Origin of the sequence: Paracoccus sp. S3-43 (assembly GCF_029027965.1) — a bacterium.
Taxonomy (GTDB): domain Bacteria; phylum Pseudomonadota; class Alphaproteobacteria; order Rhodobacterales; family Rhodobacteraceae; genus Paracoccus.
Genome location: NZ_CP119082.1, coordinates 2,733,322 through 2,753,760, shown reverse-complemented (window position 1 = coordinate 2,753,760; position 20,439 = coordinate 2,733,322). Strand labels below are relative to the sequence as shown.

The following is a 20,439-nucleotide window of genomic DNA, read 5'->3' as shown; positions in this document are numbered from 1 at the left end:
CGGGTTTTTCCAAGTCGCAGAAAATTTTTTCACTCTACTTGGAAACGGAGCCCGCCTGCCGTAAAGGAGGCGCCAAAGTGTGCGATGGCATACCGTTGCCCCGGCCAAGGAGATGATCCAGATGAGCGTGACCCCCTCTACCCGAAGGCATGGCCTGGACGTGGCCACGGAGCTTGCGGATTTCGTGGAAAACCGCGTCCTTCCCGGCACCGGGGTGGATGCGGACCGCTTCTGGTCGGGCTATGCGGATCTGCTGGCCGAGTTTGCGCCTGAAAACCGGGCGCTGCTGGATCGCCGCGCCGAATTGCAGGGCCGGATCGACGCCTGGCACAAGGCGCGCGGCAATCAGCCCTGGGACGTGGCGGCCTATCGCGCCTTCCTGACCGAGATCGGCTATCTGGTGCCCGAGCCTGCGCCCTTTGCCATCGACAACGGCCGGATCGACCCGGAAATCGCCCAGGTCGCGGGCCCGCAACTGGTGGTCCCGGTCAGCAATGCCCGGTTCGCGCTGAACGCCGCCAATGCCCGCTGGGGGTCGCTGTACGACGCGCTTTACGGATCCGACGTGCTGGGACCGCCCCCGGCGCCCGGCCCCCTGGATCCGGCGCGCCGCGACGCCGTGGTGGCCCGTGCCGCGCAGTTCCTGGACGAGGCTTTCCCGCTGACCACCGGCAGCCATGCCGAGGTGTCGGGCTATCGCGCCGATGCCGGCGGGCTGACGGCCACGATCGAACGGTCCGAGGTGACGCTGCGCGATCCCTCGGCCTTCGTGGGCCGCCGGGTCGAGGGGGTGGAGACCGGGCTGGTCCTGCGCCATAACGGGCTGCATGTCGAACTGGTCGTCAACCCCGACCATCCCATCGGCGCGGCCTCGGCCTCGGGCCTGCGCGACGTGGTGGTGGAAGCCGCCCTGACCGCGATCCAGGATTGCGAGGACAGCGTGGCGGCCGTGGATGCCGAGGACAAGGTCGGCGTCTATGCCAACTGGCTGGGGCTGATGAAGGGCGACCTGACCGACAGTTTCGAAAAGAACGGCAGGACGATGACCCGCCGCCTGGCCCCCGACCGCATCGTCACGCGCCCCGACGGCAGCACCGTCATCCTGCCGGGCCGGGCGCTGCTGCTGGTGCGCAACGTGGGCCTGCTGATGACCACCGACGCGGTGCGCCTGAACGGCCGGGACACGCCCGAGGGGCTGATGGACGCCATGGTCACCGTGGCCTGCGCGATCCATAACCTGAAGAAGACCGAAGGCCCGCGCAACAGCCGCGTCGGCGCCATCTATGTCGTCAAGCCCAAGATGCACGGCCCGGACGAGGCCGCCTTCGCCGACCGGACCTTCACCCGCGTCGAGGAGATCCTGGGCCTGCCCGCCAACAGCGTCAAGCTGGGCCTGATGGACGAGGAGCGCCGCACAAGCGCCAACCTTGCCGCCACCCTTCACGCGCTGCGCAACCGGCTGTTCTTCATCAACACGGGCTTCCTGGACCGCACGGGGGACGAGATCCATACCTCGATGCAGGCGGGGGCCTTCGCCGGGCGGGACGCCACGCGCCGGTCGGGCTGGCTGAAGGCATACGAGGATCGCAACGTCCTCATCGGGCTGGCGGCGGGCCTGCGGGGCCGGGCACAGATCGGCAAGGGCATGTGGGCGAAACCCGACGCGCTGGCCGAGATGCTGGAGACCAAGATCGCCCATCCGCAGGCGGGCGCCAACACCGCCTGGGTGCCCAGCCCCACGGCCGCGACCCTGCACGCGCTGCATTACCATATGGTCGACGTGACCGCACGCCAGGACGAATTGGCAGGCCAGCCGGTCCCCGACCTGGACGTCCTGCTGACCCCGGCGCTTGTCGGCGACAGGCCGCTGCCGCAGGACCAGATCCTGCGCGAACTGGACAACAGCGCGCAGGGGATCCTGGGCTATGTGGTCCGCTGGGTCGATCAGGGCGTCGGCTGTTCGAAGGTGCCCGACATCGACGACGTGCCGCTGATGGAGGATCGCGCCACCTGCCGCATCAGCGCGCAGCTGCTGGCGAACTGGCTGGAACAGGGGCTGGTCAGCCGCGATCAGGTCGAGGATGCGCTGCGCCGCATGGCGCTGAAGGTCGATGCGCAGAACGCGGGCGATCCCGGCTATACCCCGATGGCCCCCGGCTTCGATGGCCCGGCCTTCCAGGCCGCGCGCGATCTGGTGCTGACCGGGATCGCGCAGCCCTCGGGCTATACCGAACCGGCGCTGCATGCCCGGCGCAGGCAGGCCAAGGCGCTGCGGCGCGGCTGATGACAGATAACCGCCGGCGCGACGGCACCGGCGGGTTTTCCTGCGGGCGGGGCGGCGGGATCAGCCCTGCTTCTGGAACTCCAGCTGCCGCACCAGCCACAGCGCCACCACCGTGGCGACCGCCCCCGACAGCAGGTACAGCCCCGCCGCGAACAGCCCCAGCGTCGTTGACAGGAACAGCGCGGTCAGCGGCGCCAGGCCCGCCCCGAACAGCCAGCCCAGGGCCGAGGCGAAGGCGGAATCGGTATAGCGGTTGCGGCTGTTGAACATCGACGCCAGCGCACCCGAGGACTGGCCGAAGCTGATCCCCAGGATCATGAAGCCCGCGATCATATAGACCGATTCGCCGGTCTTGCCGCCTTGCAGCAGCAGCGGCGCCATCAGGCTGAAGGCGCCGATGGCGGCCGCGCCCCAGATCAGCACGCGGCGGCGTCCGAACCAGTCCGCCAGCCAGCCCGACAGCAGCACCGATCCCAGGCCGAAGGCCGCGCTGACCGCCGTCAGGTTCAGGAAGAAGGTCAGCGTCTCCTCGGTATACAGATAGACCCAGGACAGCGGGAACACCGTCACCATGTGGAACATCGCGAAGCTGGCCAGCGGCACGAAGGACGCCAGCCAGATCGCGCGCCAGTCGCTGCGGAAGGTCTCGCGGATGCGCGAGGGCTGCAATTCGCGGGTCTCGAACGCCGCCTGGAACTCGGGCGAGGCGATGATGCGCAGCCGCGCGAACAGCGCCACCACGTTGACCGAGAAGGCGACGAAGAACGGATAGCGCCAGCCCCAGTCCAGGAAATCCTGTTCCGACAGGTTCGACACCAGATAGGAAAACAGCAGCGCCGCGACGATCAGCCCGATGGGTGCGCCAAGCTGCGGGATCATCGCATAGAAGCCCTGCTTCCTGGGCGGCGCGCTCAGCGCCAGAAGCGAGGCGAGGCCGTCCCAGCTGCCGCCGATGGCAAGGCCCTGGCCGATCCGCAGCAGCGCCATGACCACGATGGCCCATTCGCCAAGCACCGCATGGGACGGCACCAGCCCCATCGCCACGGTCGAGGTGCCCAGCAGGAACAGCGCCAGCGTCAGCTTGGCCACGCGGCCCTGCTTGCGGTCGACATACATGAAGATCGCCGTGCCGACGGGCCGCGCGACAAAGGCCAGCAGCACCAGCCCGAAGGACAGCAGCGTTCCGGTCAGCGGGTCGGCGAAGGGAAACAGCCGCGCCGGGAACACGATGACCGAGGCGATGGCGAAGACGAAGAAGTCGAAGAACTCCGACGCCCGCCCGATCACCACCCCCACCGCGATGTCGGAAGGCGAGACGTGGATGTCGTCGGCATCCTTGCCATGGCGGGGGCGGGCAGGGGTTTCGGCAGATGTCACCATTGCGGGAACCACTTGGGGTTGGGCCAGAAGGCGTGAAAGGCAAGCGCGTCATCGGTGGGATTCGCGGCGGTCTTGCAGCCATGCTATAGAATGGCGCCGATGGATACGCGACAAATTGTCGTATGTTTGATCTATCTCATGGCGGGTATCCGGGCCGCGATCTCAGGGCGTCGCCGCCTGCACAACCGCGTGATTCGCGCGGTCAACGGGGTGATCATGGACATGATACATCTTCTCAAACGTCTTGCCTTCGCCGCGCCGGTCCTGCTGTTGCCGGGATGCGAGGCGGTCGTGCTGCGCCCGTCGGGCGATGTCGCCGCCCGGCAGGCGCATCTGCTGGTGCAGTCGACGGCCCTGATGCTGGTCATCATCCTGCCGGTGATGGTGCTGACCGTGTGGTTCGCCTGGCGCTATCGCGCGTCGAACCGCAAGGCGACCTATGATCCCGACTGGGATCATTCGACCAAGCTGGAACTGGTGATCTGGGCGATCCCGCTGTTGATCATCGTCTGCCTGGGCGCGCTGACCTGGGTCGGCACGCATCTGCTGGATCCGTATCGCCCGCTGGACCGGATCAGCGCCGGCCAGCCGGTCGGGGAGACCGCGCCGCTTCAGGTGCAGGTCGTGGCGATGGATTGGAAATGGCTGTTCATCTATCCCGAACAGGGCGTGGCGGCGGTCAACGAACTGGCCGTGCCGGTGGACCGGCCGGTCGAATTCACGCTGACCTCGACCTCGGTCATGAACGCCTTCTACATCCCGGCGATGGCGGGGATGATCTATGCCATGCCGGGAATGCAGACGACGCTGCACGGGGTGTTCAATGACCCCGGCGAATACCAGGGCCTCGCCTCGCATTATTCCGGCCACGGCTTTTCGGGGATGCGGTTCAAGGCCCATGCGCTGGACGATGCGGGCTTCGAGGACTGGGTCGCGCAGGCCGCCGGCAGCGGTGAGACCCTGGACCGCGCCCGCTATCTGGAGCTTGAAAAGCCCAGCGAGAACGTGCCGCCCATGACCTTTGCCCAGGTCGATCCGCAACTGTTCAGCCGGGTCGTCAATATATGCGTCGAGGAAGGCCGCATGTGCATGGCCGAGATGATGGCCCTGGACGCGCAAGGCGGGCTGGGCCTGCCGGGCATCGCCAATGTCGCGGCGCTGTCCGATCCGGGGCGCGGCACCCCCCGCCCGGTGCTGGGCCTGCCGCCCTTCCAGGTGACCGGCATCTGCACGGTCGAGGAACTGGACCGGATGCTGGCAAGCGCCCCGCCCGAAAACAGTGCGCCGCGCGACCCGTCGCCGATGCGCGGGCGGGGGCTGGACACGCCGCAGGGGATCCTGGGCAAACAGCCGAACCAGTTGACCCAATCCGTGCCGCAGGGCGCGGGACAGAACCTCTAGGCGGATCCGACGATGGCAGTTCCCTCGCATATCGAAACCACCTTCCTGCTGGGCCGGCTGGACTGGCACGCGATCCCCGCCGATCCGATCATCTGGGCGACCGGCGTCGTGGTGGCCATCGGCGGCGTGGCGATGCTGTGGCTGCTGCACAAGCATCGGCTGTGGTCGTATCTGTGGCACGAATGGTTCACATCGGTCGATCACAAGAAGATCGGCATCATGTATATCGTGCTGGCGCTGGTGATGTTCGTGCGCGGCTTTGCCGACGCGATCATGATGCGCCTGCAACAGGTGCTGGCCTTCAACGGATCCGAGGGCTATCTGAACGCCCATCACTACGACCAGATCTTCTCGGCCCATGGGGTCATCATGATCTTCTTCGTGGCGATGCCCTTCGTGACCGGGCTGATGAACTTCGTCGTGCCCTTGCAGATCGGCGCGCGGGACGTGTCGTTCCCGTTCCTGAACAATTTCAGCTTCTGGATGACGGTCGGCGGCGCGGTGCTGACGATGATGTCGCTGTTCCTGGGCGAATTCGCGCAGACCGGCTGGCTGGCCTTCCCGCCCCTGTCGGGCCTGGGGGCCAGCCCCTATGTGGGCGTGGATTACTACATCTGGGGCCTTCAGGTCGCGGGGGTGGGGACCACGCTGTCGGGCATCAACCTGCTGGTGACGATCGTCAAGATGCGCGCGCCCGGCATGACCATGATGCGGATGCCGATCTTCACCTGGACCTCGCTGTGCACGAACATCCTGATCGTGGCCTCCTTCCCGGTGCTGACGGCGACGCTGGTCCTGCTGACGCTGGACCGATACGTGGGCACCAACTTCTTCACCAACGATCTTGGCGGCAACGCCATGATGTATATCAACCTGATCTGGATCTGGGGCCACCCCGAGGTCTATATCCTGATCCTGCCCCTGTTCGGCGTCTATTCCGAGGTGGTGGCGACATTCACCGGCAAGCGGCTGTTCGGCTATACCTCGATGGTCTATGCGACGGTCTGCATCACCATCCTGTCCTATCTGGTCTGGCTGCACCATTTCTTCACGATGGGGTCCGGGGCGTCCGTGAACTCATTCTTCGGGATCACCACGATGATCATCTCGGTCCCCACGGGGGCCAAGATCTTCAACTGGCTGTTCACCATGTATCGCAGCCGCATCCGGTTCGAACTGCCGATGATGTGGACCATCGCCTTCATGCTGACTTTCGTGATCGGCGGCATGACGGGGGTGCTGCTGGCCGTTCCGCCCGCCGATTTCGTGCTGCACAACTCGCTGTTCCTGGTGGCGCATTTCCACAACGTCATCATCGGCGGCGTGCTGTTCGGCCTGTTCGCGGCGGTTTATTACTGGTGGCCCAAGGCCTTCGGCTTCCGGCTGGATCCGTTCTGGGGCAAGGTCAGCTTCTGGTTCTGGGTGGTGGGCTTCTGGGTCGCCTTCGCGCCGCTGTATATCCTGGGCCTGATGGGCGTGACGCGCCGGGTGCGGGTCTTCGACGATCCCAGCCTGCAAATCTGGTTCGCCATTGCGGCCTTCGGCGCGGTGCTGATCGCCATCGGCATCGCGGCGATGTTCATCCAGTTCGGCGTGTCCATCGCCCGGCGCGACCAGTTGCGGGATCAGACCGGCGATCCCTGGGACGGGCGCACGCTGGAATGGGCGACATCCTCGCCGCCGCCCGCATACAACTTCGCCTTCACCCCGGTCAGCCACGGGCTGGATACCTGGTGGGACATGAAGCGGTTCGGCAAGACCCGGCCGCGCGCCGCCTATGTGCCGATCCACATGCCCAGGAATACCGGCGCGGGCGTCGTCATCGCGGGCCTTGCCACCATCTGCGGCTTCGCGCTGGTCTGGTATATCTGGTGGCTGGCGGCGCTGTCCTTCGCGGGGGTGGTGATCGCGGCCATCGTCCATAGCTTCAACTATGGCCGCGACTACCACATCCCGGCCGCCGAGGTCCGCGCGACCGAGGACGCCCGCGACCGCCACCTTGCAAGCGTGGGGGCCTGATCCATGAGCACCGTTTCCCAACAGCCCCCCGGCGAGTTCTGGGAGGTCGAGCCGCATCACCATCACGAGGGCGCGTCCACCGGCATCGGCTTCTGGGTCTATCTGATGAGCGACTGCCTGATGTTCGCGGTCCTCTTCGCGGTCTTCGGGGTGCTGGGCGGCAGCTATGCCGCCGGTCCGGGGCCGAAGGATCTGTTCGACCTGGAACTGGTGGCGCTGAACACCGCCTTCCTGCTGCTGTCCTCGATCACCTACGGCTTCGCGATGCTGGCCATGGTCAAGGGCCACAAGGGCGGCACGCTGGGCTGGCTGGGGGTGACGCTGGTCTTCGGCCTGGCCTTCCTGGGGATCGAGATCTACGAGTTCCGCCACCTGATCCACCTGGGCGCCGGGCCGCAGCGGTCGGCCTTCCTGTCGGCCTTCTTCACGCTGGTCGGCACCCACGGGCTGCATGTCACCTTCGGCTGCCTGTGGCTGGTCACGCTGATGATCCAGGTCGGCCAGCGGGGCTTGACCCTTGCCAACCGCCGGCGCCTGTCCTGCCTGTCGATGTTCTGGCATTTCCTGGACGTGATCTGGATCGGCGTCTTCACCTTCGTCTATCTGCTGGGGATGATCTGATGCCTTCGATTGAAGCCCAGGGCGACAAGCACCGCGCCACCCGCCACGGCGAACGGCATGGCGATCACCACGACGACGGCCACGACCACGGCAGCGTCCGGTCCTATCTGACCGGCTTCGTCCTGTCGGCGATCCTGACCGCGATCCCCTTTGCCGTGGTCATGGGCGGGGGGTTCGAAAGCCGGTTGCTGACCGCCGCCGTGGTGGTCGGGCTGGCCTTCGTGCAGATCGTCGTCCACATGGTCTATTTCCTGCACATGAACGGGCGCAGCGACGAGGGCTGGACGATGATGGCGCTGATCTTCACGGTCGTCATCCTGGTCATCGTGCTGGCCGGGTCGCTGTGGGTCATGTATCACATGAACGTCAACATGATGCCGCAGATGGATCACGAGGCGTCGGGCCTGGGGTCGTGACCGCCCGCCGCCGTCCCGTCGCGGTCCTGGTCGCGGCGGGGATCGTCTTTCTGCTGCTGATGGGGCTTGGCCTCTGGCAGATCCAGCGGCTGGCCTGGAAGACCGACCTGATCGCCCGCGTCGATGCGCGGGTGGCGGCGGCCCCGGTGGCCGCGCCCGGTCCGGCCGAATGGGACGCGCTGACCGAGGAGAACGCCGAATACCGCCGCGTCACGGTGGCGGGGGACTATCTTCCAGACAGCGACGTTCTGGTGCAGGCGGTGACGGAGCGCGGGGCGGGGTTCTGGGTGATGACGCCGCTGCAGACCGAAGGCGGCTGGCCGGTTCTGGTCAACCGGGGCTTCGTCGCCGCCGACCGCCGCGACGACCGGCCGCTTCCTGCGGGCGTGCGGGCCGTGACCGGGCTTCTGCGCATGTCCCAGCCCGGCGGCGCCTTCCTGCGCGCCAACGATCCGCAGGCGGGCCGCTGGTATTCCCGCGACACCCAGGCCATCGCCGCCACGCTGGGCCTGACCGATGCCGCGCCCTATTTCATCGACGCCGACCGGGTGGGCGAGGGCCAGCCCGTCGGCGGCATGACGGTCATCGCCTTTCGCAATCCGCATCTGACCTATGCGCTGACCTGGTTCGCGATGGCCGCCTTGCTTGCGGTGCTGACGCTGCGCGCCCTGCGCCGCTGATGGCCCCTGGGGTCGGGGTTCAGACCAAAGTGGCAGGAAAATCCGGCTGTTTATGCTGGATTTCAGATGTTTGCGGCGGCAGTCTGGTTCCGTTCCAGCGCGAGGGAGGAAGCGATGGACGACCTGTCCGAACAATCCCATGCCGTCCGGCGACTGGGGGCCGAGATCGGCGCCACGCTGATCGGCCATGCCGTTCTGGTGGAACGGCTGCTGATCGCGCTGCTGGCCGGCGGCCATGTCCTGATCGAAGGCCCGCCCGGCATCGCCAAGACCCGCGCCGTCAAGGCCCTGGCCGCGCATCTGCCGGGCAGCCATGCCCGGATCCAGTGCACGCCCGACCTGCTGCCCTCGGATCTGACCGGGACGCAGGTGTTCCGCCCGGAAACCGGCGGCTTCGACTTCATCCCCGGCCCGATCTTCCACAGCCTGGTCCTGGTGGACGAAATCAACCGCGCGCCCCCCAAGGTGCAATCCGCCCTGCTGGAGGCGATGGCCGAAGGGCAGGTGACATCGGGCGGCATCACGCGGCCCTTGCCCGATCCCTTCATGGTGGTGGCGACCCAGAACCCCATCGAACACGAAGGCACCTTTCCCTTGCCCGAGGCGCAGCTTGACCGTTTCCTGCTGCATCTGCGCCTGGATCTGCCGGGGGCCGAGGCCGAGCGCGCCATCCTGGATCTGGTCGAGGCCGAGGCCGTCGCCCCCATGGCGGCGCGCGGCACGATGATCGCGGCCGCCGATCTGGCCCAGGCGCGGACCGAGGTGGCGCGGATTTATCTGGCCCCGACGCTCAAGGACTTCATCGTCCGGCTGGTCTTGGCGACGCGGCCCGGCGGGGCGGTGGCGGAATGGGTGGAACATCCCGTCTCGCCGCGCGGCACGCTGGCGCTGGCGGCCGGGGTCCGGGCGCGCGCCTGGCTGCACGGCCGCGACCACGGCCTGCCCGAGGATGCCTCTGCGCTGGCCGCCGACGCCCTGTCCCACCGCCTGATCCCCGCATGGTCGGCCACCGGAAAGGGGCGCACCAGCCGCAGCCTGGTCGCCGATATCCTGCGCGAGGTCCGCCCGTGGTAGCCTTGCCCGCCGGTTCGCCCCGCGCCGTGCCCGAGGCGCCCGGCATCCGGCTGACCGCAGCCGAACTGCTGGCCTTGCGCGACGCGGCGACGGGCCGGGGCAAGCACCGGCCGCTGACCCGCCGGGCCGGGGCGGTTCCCGCGCGGATGCCCGGCGCGGGCATGGATCTGCGCGAAATCCGCGCCTATGTCGCGGGCGACGATCCCCGCCGGCTGGATCCGGCGGCGACCGCGCGCACCGGCCATCCGCATATCCGCAGCCTGCACGAGGATCGCGACGACACCATCCTGCTGCTGGCCGATTTCCGCGCGCCGATGCTGTGGGGCACGGGCGCGGCGCTGCGCTCGGTCCGCGCCGCCCGGCATCTGGCGCAAGCGGGTTGGACCGTCGCGCTGCGCGGGGGGTCCGTGGCGGCGCTGACGGCGGCGGCGCGGCTGGCGGAACTGCGCGGAGCGGGCGGCGACGGGCAGATGGCCGCTGTCTGCCACGCCCTTGCGCGCCAGCACGACCAGGCCCTGGCCGCCCCCGGCCATGCGCCCCTGTCCGAGGCGCTGGCCCGCGCCATGCGCCTGTCGCCCTCGGGCGGGCGGGTGCTGGTCGCCACCTGCCTGGACGGGCTGGCGGGCGCGGAACCGGCCCTGGCGGAACTGGCCCGGCGCCGGTCGGTCACGCTGGCGCTGATGCTGGACGATGCGGAAATCCGGCCTCCGTCGGGTCCGCTGGCGGTCAGCGACGGCCAGCACAGCCGCATCGCCCGCCTTGCGGCCCCCGATCTGTCAGCCGAGGTGACGCGCCTGCGCGTCCTGGGCGCCGCCGTGGCCGAGATCGCGCCATGACCCGCGACGAGCTGCTGGCCCGGCTTTCGCCGCCGCGCCTGCCCCTGGACATGGCGGTGCCTGGCTGGCGAGAGCTGCTGGCCCTGGCGGGCATCGGGCTGCTGGCGGGGCTGGCCGTCGCGCTGCTGCTGCGCCCGCTGCTGGCGCGCAGGCCGTCGCGGCGCGCGCTGATCCGGGCCACGCGCGGCCAGCCGCCGCAGGACCGGATCCTCGCCATCGCGCGGATCCTGGGGCGGCTGCCCGACCCGCTGCGCCCCGCCGCCTATGGCGCGGCGCCCGCCCCCGACGACGCGACGCTGGAACGCATCGCCCTGCGCCGGGGCCGCCGCCGGGGCCGTCGGTGAGCCTCGCCTGGCCCTGGCTGCTGGCGCTGCTGCCCCTGCCGCTGGTGCTGCGGCGCCTGCTGCCGCCCTTGGCCGTGCCCCGACCCGCCCTGGCGGTGCCCGCCCATCTTCTGCACGCGGCCCGTCCGGCGGGCGCGCGGATGCGGGCGCCCTGGCTGGCGGCGCTGGCCTGGATCGCCCTGGTCCTGGCCCTGGCGGGCCCTCGGGTCGAGGTCGCCAGCGACGTGATCCCTGCCTCGGGCCGCGACATCGTTCTGGTGATCGACCTGTCGGGCAGCATGTTGAAGACCGATTTCTTCCTGGACGGCCAGCCGGTCACGCGGCTGGATGCGGTCAAGCGCACCGCCGCCGCCTTCGTGGCGGCGCGGCGGGGCGACCGGATCGGGCTGGTGATCTTCGGTGAGCGCGCCTATTTCGCCGCCCCCCTGACCTTCGACGTGGACGCCGTCGCCCGCGCCATAGACGAGGCGCAGATCGGCATTTCCGGGCGCGGCACCGCGATCTCGGACGGGTTGGGGCTGGCCGCGAAACGGCTGGCCCGCAGCGACGCGCCGACGCGGGTGATCGTGCTGCTGTCGGACGGGGTGGACACGTCCGGCACCGTGCCTGCGGTCGAGGCCGCGCGGCTGGCCCATGACCACGGCATCCGCGTCCATTCCATCGCCCTCGGCCCCGAGGATCTGGAAAACCAGCCGCAATCGCGCGACGCGGTGGACGTGGCGACGCTGCGGGCGGTGGCCGAGGTGGCGCAGGGCGAAAGCTTCCGCGTCCGCGACGCCGCCGATTTGCAGGCCATGGCGCAAAGCCTGGACCGGCTTGAGCCCAACCCTTCGGCCCGGCCGCCGATGCGGCTGTGGCAGCCGCTATGGATCTGGCCCGCCGCCGTCGCCGCGTTCTGCCTGGCGCTGATCGCAGGGGGGCGGCGCGGATGGACGGGCTGATCCTGCTGCGGCCCTGGTGGCTGCTGGCGCTGCTGCCGCTGGCCGGGCTGGTCCTGCTGGGGGCGGTGCGCGCGCCCGATGCGGGTGGCTGGGAACGGGTGATGGGGCGCGACATGCTGCGGGCGATGCGGGCGCTGGGCGCGCTGGGCGGGCGGCAACCCCTGTGGATGCGGCTGCTGGCGCCGCTGGGGCTGGCGGCGCTGATCCTGGGGCTGTCGGGTCCGGCGGTGCCGCGCAGCGATGCGCCGGTGCTGGCCCAGGCCGATGCGGTGGTGCTGGCGCTGGATCTGTCGCCCTCTGTCGCGCGGGGGCCGGGGCTGGACCAGGCCAAGCTGGCGGCGGCGGGGCTGGCGCAGGATCTGTCGGGGCGTCCCGTGGGCCTTCTGCTGTTCTCGGGCGAGGCGTTCACGGCGGCCGCGCCGACGCTGGACGTGGGCAGCTTGCAGACCCAGATCGGTGTGCTGGACGGCGATACCATGCCCGCCGGGGGCAGCCGCCCCGCCGCCGCCATCGGCATGGCGGGGCAGATGCTGGCCGGCCTGCCGCGCGCCGATCTGGTGCTGATTTCCGACGGCGGCGGCATCGACGGGCAGGCCGTGGCCGAGGCCGACCGGCTGGCCGCGCAGGGCGTCCGGCTGTGGGCGCTGCGGCTGACCGAGCGGGCCCCTGACGCGCCCGCAGCGCCGCCGGACGCGCTGGACCGGCTGGTGCGCGGCGGCGAGACGATGGACTGGGACCGCATGGACCGCCTGGCCGCGCGGCTGGCCCGCAGCGGCGGGTCGGTCCGCGATCCGGTCCTGCAAGCCCTGCAATACCGCGATCTTGGCCCTTGGCTGGCGATGCTGGCCCTGCCGCCGCTGCTGGTCATGCTGCGGAGGCTGGAATGAGGCCCGCGCTGATCGCCCTGGCCGGGATCGCGGCCCTGGCCGTCGCGGGACCGGGCGCGATGGGGCGGCTGGCGCTGCACGCGGGATGGGACCGCCCGGCGGCCTGGCTTCTGTCCGACCCGGCGGCGCGGGGCGTGGCGCTGTATCGGCTGGGCGATTACGCGGCGGCGGACGCGGCCTTCGCCAGGGCGGGGCGGTCGCAGACCTATAACCGGGGGCTGTCGCTGGCGGCGGTCGGGGATTACCCGCTGTCGGTCGCCTATTTCGACGCGATGCTGTTCGCCAATCCCGCCGACGAACAGGCCCGCGCCAATCGCGACCTGGTCGCGGCGATGTATCCGCCGCACCGGGGCGATTCCGTGGTGCCCGGCCGCATCAAGGGCGCGGGCGGCCTGCCTGCGGGGCAGAAGCCGATCTCGGAGCTGCTGGCCAATGCGCCGGGGCCGGACTGGGAACGCAGGTTTGACGCCAAGGGCCTGGCCGCGACCGACCAGTGGCTTGACACCATCGCCGACGATCCCGGCGAATTCCTGAAGCTGCGCATCCGCGCCGAATTCGACCGCCGCGCCGGGCTGGGCCTGATCCGCCCGCAAGAGGGCGACCCATGGTGATCCGCGTCCTTCTGGCCTGGCTGCTGATGGCGGGCGTGGCGGCGGCCCAAGGCGACACGCGGCTGATGATCCTGCACGATCACGGCAACCCCGTCGTGTCCGAGATGGTCGAACTGACGATCCGGGGCGAATACGACCTGACCGTCTCGCGCGAGAAGATGGAGTTTCCGAATTCGCCCGATTACGACTGGATCCACACGGCACGCGACGACTGGCGCAAGGAACGCGTCCAGGGCCGCCTGCTGCAAATCTTCGAACGCAAGGTAGCGCTGTTTCCGCGCCGCGACGGCCCGGTGACGGTCGGGCCGATCAGCCACAACCTGACCTATGTGACGGCGGATGGCGGACGCGCGGAAACCACCGTGACCGCCGCCCCGATCACCCTGGCGGTCAGGCCCTTTCCGGCGGATGCCCCGCCCTTGTCGGCGCGGCAACTGACGCTGAAGGACGAACTGTCCGCCGAACCGGGACGCCTGAAAAAGGACGAGATCCTGACCCGCCGCGTCACGGTCGAGGCGCTGGGCACGCTGGCCCACCAGCTGCCGCCCCGGCCCGACCTGTCGGAACCCTGGCTGATCCTGTTCAGCCAGCCCGAGATCCGCGAAACCGTCCTGACCGAGGCCGGTCCGGTCGCGCGCGTCGTCTGGGAATGGCAGTTGCGCCCCCGCACCGGCGAGCCCGCGATCCTTCACGCCGAGTCGTTTTCCTGGTTCGACACCGACAGCCGCCGGGTCGAGATCGCGCCGCTGAAGCCCATCCCCTTCGGCTTCGCGGGCTTCGGATCGAACTTCGGCGCATCCGGCCAGAGGGCCTGGCGCAACTGGCCGCTGGCCCTGGCGGCGCTGGGCGGGGGGATGGCGGTCGCGCTGGGCCTGACGCTGCGGGGCAGGGGGCTGCTGCCCTGGGACGCGATGGCCGCGCGCCTGCGCCGCCTGCTGCCCGGTCCGCACCGGCGGGCCATGCGCCGCGCCGCCGAACGGGGCGACCTGGCGGCTCTGCGCGCCGCCGTCGCCGCCCATCTGCACTGGCGGCGCCAGCCCGCCCCGCCGATCCTGGCCGACCTGGACCGTCAGCTTTACGCCGCCGCCCCTCCGCCCGGCTTCGACGCCGGATGCTGGCTGGCAGCGTTCCACCGGACGTTGCGGCAGGCGTGATCATCGAAGGCTTGCCAGCGGCGCGGCCTTGGGTCACCCTTCACGTCATGCAAACCCGCACCCAAGGCGGGCACGACAAGAACAGGGAACCATCATGAGACATCTGCTGACCCCGCGCGCCATCCTTCTGGCCTCGGCCCTTGCCATCGCGCCCGCCGCCTGGGCCGAGACGCCCGCCGACACGCTGGTCGTGGCCCATACGATCGACGACATCATCAGCCTGGATCCGGCGCAGAGCTTCGAATTCTCGGGCAATGACGTGAACCAGAACACCTATGACCGGCTGGTCGATTTCGACCCGCTGGACATGGAGGCGGGCTTCAAGCCCAGCCTGGCCGAAAGCTGGGACGTGTCCCAGGACGGCCTGTCCATCACCTTCCGAATGCGCGAGGGCGTGAAGTTCCATTCCGGCAACCCGGTCCGGGCCGAGGATGCCGCCTGGTCGCTGCAACGCGCGGTCCAGCTGAACCTGACGCCCGCCTTCATCCTGACGCAGTTCGGCTTCACCGCCGACAATGTCGAGGACAAGATCACCTTCGACGACACCAGCCTGACCCTGCACCTGGACAAGCCCTATGCGCCGTCCTTCGTGCTGAACTGCCTGACCGCCAATGTCGCCAGCGTGGTCGACAAGGAAACCGTCATGGCCAATGCGGGCGAGGATCTGGGCAATACCTGGCTGTCGAACAACGCCGCCGGTTCCGGCCCCTATACCCTGACCGCTTGGCGTCCCAATGAAGCGGTGCAGCTTGCCGCCTTCGAGGAATACTGGCAGGGCGCGCCGACGATGAAGCGGGTGATCGTGCGCAACGTCCAGGAAAGCAGCGCGCAACGCCTGCTGCTGGAACAGGGCGATATCGACGTGGCCCGCAACCTGTCGCCCACCGATGTCGATTCCATCGCCAGCGTCGAGGGCGTCAAGATCCAGGACGAGCCGCGCGGCCGGATCCTGTATATGGGCCTGAACCAGAAGGATCCCGTGCTGTCGAACCCCGCCGTGATCGAGGCGATGAAGCATCTGGTCGATTACGACGGCATCGCCAACAGCTTCCTGAAAGGCATGTTCGTTCCGCACCAGTCCTTCCTGCCCTCGGGCTATCTGGGCGCGCTGGACGACAATCCCTGGACCTATGATGTCGAGAAGGCCAGGAAGCTGATCGACGATGCCGGCATGTCGGGCAAGACCATCGTCACCAAGGTCCGCGACCTGCGCGAATATACCGACGTGGCGCAGGCCTTGCAGGCGTCGATGGCGCAGGCCGGGCTGACCCTGGAAATCCAGCAGATGACCGGCGCGCAGGTGCTGGACGCCTATCGCGCGCGCGATGTGCCGGTCTTCATCGGCGAATGGGGGCCGGATTATTCGGACCCGAACACCAATGCCGCGACCTTCGCCTTCAACCCCGACAACAGCGACGAGGCGAAGGCCACCGGCCTGCTGGCCTGGCGCAACGCCTATGCCGTGCCGCAGGCGATGAACGAGGCCACCGTGGCTGCGACGCTGGAACAGGATGCCGAGAAGCGCAAGCAGATGTATATCGACATCCAGAAGCAGTATCAGGCCGAGGCGCCGATCGTGCCGCTGTTCCAGCGGATCGAGCCGACCGGCCTGCGCGACAACGTGCAGAACTGGAACTCGGGCCGGTCCGTCACCTCGGTCATGTATCGCCAGGTGACGAAGGGCGAATAGGTCTTGGCCGTGACCGATACCGACCGGGGGGCGGCGGCACCGCCCCCCGATCACCGCGCCGCCGCCCGCCGCCGCCGCGCCCGCAGCATCGGAGGGACGGCTCTCTCGCTGGCGCTGACGATGCTGGGCCTGCTGCTGGTCACCTTCGTGATCGGCCGGGTGATGCCCATCGACCCGGTGCTGAAGGTGGTGGGCGACCGCGCCACCCAGGCGCAATACGACGCGGCCTTCCAGGCGATGGGGCTGGACCAGCCGCTATATGTGCAGTTCGCGCGCTATCTGGGCGACGTGCTGACAGGCGATTTCGGACGCTCCATCTCCACCGGGCAACTCGTGGTAAACGACATCCTGCGCGTCTTTCCCGCGACCTTCGAGCTGGCGACGCTGGGCACCCTGATCGGCGTCTTCGTCGGCGTGCCGCTGGGCGTGATCGCCGCCGCGCGCCGGGGCGGGATCGTGGACCAGGTGGCCCGCGTGGTGGCGCTTGTCGGCTATTCCATGCCGATCTTCTGGCTGGGGCTGATGGGGCTGCTGCTGTTTTACGGCATCCTCGGCTGGGTCGGCGGGCCGGGGCGGCAGGGGATCATCCATGACGGCATGGTGCCGACCGTGACCGGCCTGATCCTGGTCGATTCGCTGATCGCGGGCGACTGGGCGGCCTTCAAGGACGCGTTCAGCCATATCATCCTGCCCGCCAGCCTGCTGGGCTATTACAGCCTGGCCTATATCAGCCGCATGACCCGCAGCTTCATGCTGGAACAGCTATCGGCCGAATACGTCACCACCGCCCGTGTCAAGGGCCTGTCGGAGCGCGCGGTGATCTGGCGCCACGCGTTCGGCAACATTTCGATCCCGCTGGTCACCGTGATCGCCCTGTCCTTCGGGTCGCTGCTGGAAGGGTCCGTCCTGACCGAGATCATCTTTTCCTGGCCCGGCCTCGGCCAGTACATCACCAAGGCGCTGCTGTCGGGCGACATGAACGCCGTCCTGGGCGGCACCGTGGTGATCGGCACCTGCTTCGTGGCGCTGAACCTGCTCAGCGATATCCTGTATCGCATCCTTGACCCGAGGTCGAAATGAACGCCGCACGCCGGGAATGGCTTCTGTCCGACGCGCCGCAGACCCGCAGGCAGGCCCGGCTGGGCGCGCTGTATCAGGGCTGGCTGACCTTCCGCGCCAACAGGCTGGCGATGTTCGGGCTGATCGTGCTGATCCTGCTGATCGCCATGGCAGCCCTGGCGCCCTGGCTGTCGCCGCAAAGCCCCTTCGCGCAGGATCTGGCGAACCGGCTGCAACCGCCCTCCGCCGCGCATTGGCTGGGCACCGACCATCTGGGCCGGGACATCCTGTCGCGGCTGATCTTTGGCTCGCGCATCACGCTGTTCATCGTCGGCACCGTGGCCCTGATCGCGCCGGTCATCGGGCTGTTCATCGGCACGGTGGCGGGCTTCGCGGGCGGCTGGGTCGATCAGGTGCTGATGCGGATCACCGACATCTTCCTGGCCTTCCCCAAGCTGATCCTGGCGCTGGCCTTCGTCGCGGCCCTGGGCGCCAGCATCGGCAACGCGGTGCTGGCGCTGGCCCTGACCGCCTGGCCCCCCTATGCCCGGCTGGCGCGGGCCGAGACGCTGACCATCCGCCACGCCGACTATATCGCCGCCGCCCGGCTGCAAGGCGCGGGGCCGCTGCGGCTGCTCGTCAAGCATATCTGGCCGCTCTGCGTCAGTTCGCTGATCGTGCGGGTGGCGCTGGACATGGCGGGGATCATCCTGTCGGCGGCGGGCCTGGGCTTCCTGGGCCTTGGCGCGCAGCCGCCGATGCCGGAATGGGGGGCGATGATCTCGGACGGGCGGACCTATATCCTGGATTTCTGGTGGGTCGCCGCGATGCCGGGGATCGCGATCTTCATCGTCTCGATGGCCTTCAACCTGCTGGGCGACGGATTGCGCGACGTGCTGGATCCCAAGGGTGCCAGGTCATGACGCTGCTGTCGGTGCGAAACCTGCGCGTGGCCTTTCCGACCCGCCAGGGCATGTTTCAGGCCGTGCGCGGCGTCAGCTTCGACCTGGGCCGGGAACGGCTGGGCGTGGTGGGCGAATCGGGGTCGGGCAAGTCGATGACCGGCCGGGCGATCCTGGGCCTGGTCCGCCCGCCCGGCATCGTCACCGCCGACCGGATGGAACTTGACGGCCAGCCGATCCTGAACCTGCCGGAACGGCGGATGCGCCGGATCCGGGGCAGGCGGATCAGCATGGTCATGCAGGATCCGAAATTCAGCCTGAACCCGGTGATGACCATCGGCGACCAGATCGTCGAGGCCTATCGCCTCCATGCCGGCGGCGCCCGCGCCGCGGCCCGGCAGAAGGCGCTGGACATGCTGGCCGCCGTGCAGATCCGCGACCCCGAACGGGTGATGGGTGCCTATCCGCACGAAGTCTCGGGCGGGATGGGCCAGCGGATCATGATCGCGATGATGCTGGCCCCCGACCCCGAGATCCTGATCGCCGACGAACCCACCTCGGCCCTCGATGTCTCGGTCAGGACCGAGGTTCTGAACATCATGGACCGGCTGGTCCGCGACCGGGGCATGGGCCTGATCTTCATCAGCCACGACCTGAACCTGGTCGCGCAGTTCTGCGACCGGGTGCTGATCATGTATGCGGGCCGGATCGTCGAAACGCTGGCCGCCCCGGATCTGCACAAGGCCCGCCACCCCTATACCCAAGGCCTGCTGAACAGCCTGCCGCGCCTCGATGCGCCGCAGCCCCGCCTGCCGGTCCTGCAACGCCAGGACAGCTGGCGCGAGGCCGACACGATCCCCGAAAGCCTGGAAACCGAATTTCCGGGGGGCCTCTGATGCTTCTTCTTCACCCAAATATCCCACGGGGGTGCGGGGGTGTGAAACCCCCGCTGCAACGATGCCGCCCATGCTGACGGTCGATCATCTGAACGTCTGGTTCGGCCATCCCCCGGCCCGCGTGGAGGCCGTGAAGGACGCCGGCTTCACCGTGGCGCAGGGCGAAAGCTTCGGCCTGGTCGGCGAATCCGGCAGCGGCAAGTCCACCATCCTGCGGGCCATCGCCGGACTGATCGACAGCTGGTCGGGCACCATCCAAGTCGCGGGCCGGCCGGTCGCCGCCCGCCGCCGCGACCGGGCCTTCTACAAGACCGTGCAGATGGTGTTCCAGGATCCCTATGCCAGCCTGCATCCGCGCCATTCGGTCGATACGGTCCTGTCCGAGACCCTGCGCCTGCAAGGCATGGACGACATCGACCGCCGCATCGCCCGGCTGCTGGAGGATGTGGGCCTGGGGCGCGGCTTCCGCTTCCGCTATCCGCACCAGCTGTCGGGCGGGCAGCGCCAGCGGGTCGCCATCGCCCGGGCGCTCGCGGCCGAGCCTCGCCTGCTGCTGCTGGACGAGCCGACAAGCGCGCTGGATGTCAGCGTGCAGGCGGAAATCCTGAACCTGCTGTCCGATCTGCGCGCCGAACATGGGCTGACCTATGTGATGGTCAGCCACGACCTGGCGGTGGTCGGCCATATGTGCGACCGGCTGGCCGTCATGCAGCAGGGCCGCATCGTCGAGGTGATGGCGGTCGAGGAACTGCGCCAGGGCATCGCGCAGCAGGACTATACCCGCCGCTTGATCGCGGCATCGGCGGGTTACGCGCGGGCGTGATCACATCTTCTCGCCGGGCAGACGGCTGGCCTGCCGCGTCCAGTCGGTGAACTGCCCTTCGTCGAAGGCTCCGTCCTCGGCGATGTGCAGATAGCGGACCAAGGGTTGCTTCGATCCGATCGGCGGCACCGGCTGCAATTCGGCACCCCGAAAGAACGCGACCTTGATATATTTCGTCATGCAGTGGAAGGACAGAAACCACCGCCCTTCCTCGACCCCGTAGAGCGGCGAGTTCCACTTGACCGCCTTCAGCACCCCCGGCACGGCGGCAGTGGCAAGCTGATCCAGTCGCCGCCCGACATCCTGCTTCCAGCCTGGCATCGCCGCGATATAGTCCTGCACCGGGCCATCGCCATAGCCCTTGGCGATCTGCGGGTTGCCTCCCGACAGAAGAACCGGCTTGCCTGTGTCCTGCGCCATC

The 20,439-nt window shown here is 68.9% G+C and carries 20 protein-coding genes; 18 read left to right on the top strand and 2 right to left on the bottom strand.

Annotated elements, in window-relative coordinates; genetic code table 11:
• Window positions 1-127: 127 nt before the first annotated feature.
• Window positions 128-2,284: a malate synthase G gene (locus PXD02_RS14230; protein WP_473092087.1), complete on the top strand. Its 2,157-nt coding sequence runs from the start codon at window positions 128-130 to the stop codon at window positions 2,282-2,284.
• Between the two features lie 60 nt (window positions 2,285-2,344).
• Here the strand turns inward: PXD02_RS14230 and PXD02_RS14225 are convergent, their stop codons facing one another.
• Window positions 2,345-3,664 (bottom strand): MFS transporter, encoded by a 1,320-nt coding sequence (locus tag PXD02_RS14225; protein WP_275104490.1) that lies wholly within the window; start codon window positions 3,662-3,664, stop codon window positions 2,345-2,347.
• Between the two features lie 222 nt (window positions 3,665-3,886).
• Between PXD02_RS14225 and cyoA the strand changes: the two genes are divergently transcribed.
• The 17 genes from cyoA (at window position 3,887) to PXD02_RS14140 (ending at window position 20,018) form a co-directional block, all read left to right on the top strand.
• Complete coding sequence (gene cyoA, locus PXD02_RS14220) at window positions 3,887-5,065, top strand: ubiquinol oxidase subunit II (protein WP_275104489.1); 1,179 nt, start codon at window positions 3,887-3,889, stop codon at window positions 5,063-5,065.
• A 12-nt stretch (window positions 5,066-5,077) separates the two neighbouring features.
• A complete protein-coding gene (gene cyoB, locus PXD02_RS14215; protein WP_275104488.1) occupies window positions 5,078-7,084 on the top strand; it encodes a cytochrome o ubiquinol oxidase subunit I in 2,007 nt (668 codons plus the stop codon).
• 3 nt (window positions 7,085-7,087) lie between these two features.
• A complete protein-coding gene (cyoC, locus tag PXD02_RS14210) occupies window positions 7,088-7,705 on the top strand; it encodes a cytochrome o ubiquinol oxidase subunit III (RefSeq protein ID WP_275104487.1) in 618 nt (205 codons plus the stop codon).
• Window positions 7,705-8,121, top strand: coding sequence for a cytochrome o ubiquinol oxidase subunit IV (gene cyoD / locus PXD02_RS14205; RefSeq protein WP_275104486.1), 417 nt, complete (start codon window positions 7,705-7,707; stop codon window positions 8,119-8,121). Before cyoC ends, cyoD begins: the two co-directional genes overlap by 1 nt.
• Window positions 8,118-8,801: an SURF1 family protein gene (locus PXD02_RS14200; RefSeq protein WP_275104485.1), complete on the top strand. Its 684-nt coding sequence runs from the start codon at window positions 8,118-8,120 to the stop codon at window positions 8,799-8,801. The genes cyoD and PXD02_RS14200 overlap by 4 nt, the downstream gene beginning before the upstream one ends.
• 114 nt (window positions 8,802-8,915) lie before the next feature.
• Window positions 8,916-9,875 carry an AAA family ATPase gene (locus PXD02_RS14195; RefSeq protein ID WP_275104484.1) on the top strand — a complete coding sequence of 320 codons (960 nt, stop codon included), beginning with the start codon at window positions 8,916-8,918 and terminating at the stop codon, window positions 9,873-9,875.
• Window positions 9,869-10,711: a DUF58 domain-containing protein gene (locus PXD02_RS14190; RefSeq protein ID WP_275104483.1), complete on the top strand. Its 843-nt coding sequence runs from the start codon at window positions 9,869-9,871 to the stop codon at window positions 10,709-10,711. The genes PXD02_RS14195 and PXD02_RS14190 overlap by 7 nt, the downstream gene beginning before the upstream one ends.
• The gene (locus tag PXD02_RS14185) at window positions 10,708-11,055 is read left to right on the top strand and encodes a hypothetical protein (protein ID WP_275104482.1); all 348 of its coding nucleotides are present in this window, start codon (window positions 10,708-10,710) and stop codon (window positions 11,053-11,055) included. Before PXD02_RS14190 ends, PXD02_RS14185 begins: the two co-directional genes overlap by 4 nt.
• Window positions 11,052-11,996, top strand: coding sequence for a VWA domain-containing protein (locus tag PXD02_RS14180; protein ID WP_275104481.1), 945 nt, complete (start codon window positions 11,052-11,054; stop codon window positions 11,994-11,996). Before PXD02_RS14185 ends, PXD02_RS14180 begins: the two co-directional genes overlap by 4 nt.
• Complete coding sequence (locus PXD02_RS14175) at window positions 11,984-12,883, top strand: vWA domain-containing protein (protein WP_275104480.1); 900 nt, start codon at window positions 11,984-11,986, stop codon at window positions 12,881-12,883. Before PXD02_RS14180 ends, PXD02_RS14175 begins: the two co-directional genes overlap by 13 nt.
• Window positions 12,880-13,494, top strand: a complete 615-nt coding sequence (locus PXD02_RS14170; protein ID WP_275104479.1) for a hypothetical protein — start codon at window positions 12,880-12,882, stop codon at window positions 13,492-13,494. Before PXD02_RS14175 ends, PXD02_RS14170 begins: the two co-directional genes overlap by 4 nt.
• The gene (locus PXD02_RS14165; RefSeq protein WP_275104478.1) at window positions 13,488-14,648 is read left to right on the top strand and encodes a hypothetical protein; all 1,161 of its coding nucleotides are present in this window, start codon (window positions 13,488-13,490) and stop codon (window positions 14,646-14,648) included. Before PXD02_RS14170 ends, PXD02_RS14165 begins: the two co-directional genes overlap by 7 nt.
• Before the next feature lie 94 nt (window positions 14,649-14,742).
• Window positions 14,743-16,338: an ABC transporter substrate-binding protein gene (locus tag PXD02_RS14160; RefSeq protein WP_275104477.1), complete on the top strand. Its 1,596-nt coding sequence runs from the start codon at window positions 14,743-14,745 to the stop codon at window positions 16,336-16,338.
• An 87-nt stretch (window positions 16,339-16,425) separates the two neighbouring features.
• A complete protein-coding gene (locus PXD02_RS14155) occupies window positions 16,426-17,418 on the top strand; it encodes an ABC transporter permease (RefSeq protein ID WP_275106441.1) in 993 nt (330 codons plus the stop codon).
• Window positions 17,415-18,320: a nickel transporter permease gene (nikC, locus tag PXD02_RS14150; RefSeq protein ID WP_275104476.1), complete on the top strand. Its 906-nt coding sequence runs from the start codon at window positions 17,415-17,417 to the stop codon at window positions 18,318-18,320. The genes PXD02_RS14155 and nikC overlap by 4 nt, the downstream gene beginning before the upstream one ends.
• Window positions 18,317-19,195 carry an ABC transporter ATP-binding protein gene (locus PXD02_RS14145; RefSeq protein ID WP_275104475.1) on the top strand — a complete coding sequence of 293 codons (879 nt, stop codon included), beginning with the start codon at window positions 18,317-18,319 and terminating at the stop codon, window positions 19,193-19,195. Before nikC ends, PXD02_RS14145 begins: the two co-directional genes overlap by 4 nt.
• A 70-nt stretch (window positions 19,196-19,265) precedes the next feature.
• A complete protein-coding gene (locus PXD02_RS14140) occupies window positions 19,266-20,018 on the top strand; it encodes an ABC transporter ATP-binding protein (protein ID WP_275104474.1) in 753 nt (250 codons plus the stop codon).
• On the opposite strand, the gene PXD02_RS14135 is transcribed toward PXD02_RS14140, so the two are convergent.
• Entirely contained in the window at window positions 20,019-20,438 is a 420-nt protein-coding gene (locus tag PXD02_RS14135; protein WP_275104473.1) for a DUF1801 domain-containing protein, read from the bottom strand.
• Between the last annotated feature and the right edge of the window lies 1 nt (window position 20,439).